The organism is Mitsuaria sp. TWR114, from assembly GCF_007997345.1.
Window position 1 is genome coordinate 1 of the sequence record NZ_VOSR01000330.1, and the last position, 1,325, is coordinate 1,325.

1 protein-coding gene is annotated in these 1,325 nt (G+C 73.5%); it reads left to right on the top strand.

Annotated elements, in window-relative coordinates; genetic code table 11:
* On the top strand, window positions 1–1,325 hold a 1,325-nt coding region (locus FUT87_RS13280; protein ID WP_310735198.1), incomplete at both ends, for a two-component regulator propeller domain-containing protein.

The following is a 1,325-nucleotide window of genomic DNA, read 5'->3' on the forward strand; positions in this document are numbered from 1 at the left end:
TGGATCGGCACCGGCGCCGGCCTGGTGCGCTTCGACGGCTACCACTTCCGCCAGCCCGGCGCGCCGCTGGAGAACGGCGTGCGGTCCGCCCGCAGCCTGGGCTTCATCCGCTGCCTGCTGGTGGCGCGCGACGGCCGCCTGTGGATCGGCACCGAGGCCGACGGCCTGGCCGCCTACGATCCGCAGAGCGAGAAGCTGTCGCTGTTCCGCTCCGATGCCAGCCCGCTGCAGCCGCATGGCGCGGTATCGGCCGGCACGATCCGCGCGCTGGCCGAGGACCGCGACGGGCAGCTGTGGATCGGCACGATCGGCCACGGCCTGGACCGTTACGACCCGGTCGAGGGCCGCTTCCAGCACTTCCGCCACCAGCCCCGGCAGGCCGGCAGCCTGCCCGACGACCGGGTCCAGTCACTGGCGATCGACCGCGAGGGCTCGCTGTGGGTCGGCACGTGGCGGGGCCTGGCGCGCAAGCGCGCCGGCGCCGACGCCTTCGAGCCGGTGTTCTCGACGCCGGGCCGTCCCGGCCTGGCCGGCAAGATCGTGCTCAGCCTGTTCGAGGCGCCCGACGGCCGGCTCTGGGCCGGCACCCAGCAGGGCGACCTCGCGCTGATCGATCCGAAGACCGGCGAGGGCCGGATGCTCGAGCGCGCCGAGGACGCCGTCCACGGCTCGGTCAACAGCTTCGTCGCGGTGGATGAACGGCATGTCTGGCTGGGCCGCAACGGCGGGCTGGAGTTGCGCGCGACGGCCGACGGCGCACTGCTGCGGGTGATGAAGCACGATCCGCTCAATCGCGACAGCCTGGGCGGCAACGAGGTCCGCGCGCTGATGCGCGACCGCGCCGGCTGGATCTGGACCGGCGGCTACGGCGGCGGCCTGCAGCGCCACAACCCGGCCAACACCAGCACCTGGGTGCGCGGCCGCGACCCGGGCCAGCTGCCGCAGCTGGTCGACCCGAGCACGCGCGCGATGGTGCAGCTCGACAGCGGCGAGATCTGGCTGGGCAGCAACGAAAGCGGCGTGACGGTGCTCGACGAGCAGCTGCGCTCGATCGCGACGCTGCGACCCGCGCCCGGCCAGCGCGGCGGCTTGTCGGGTGGACGCATCTCCAGCCTGGTCCAGATGAAGGACGGCAGCGTCTGGCTGGGCAGCGACGGCGGCCTGCACCAGTACACCCGCGACCGCCAGCTGCTGCGCGTCATCCAGGCTGGCACCGGTCGCGCGCGGCGGCTTCTGGCGGGCCGCGACGGCACGCTCTGGATCGGCACCTTCAATGGCCTGGTCAGCTGGAACGGCAGCCGCCTGACCCGTTATCCGGAGACCGA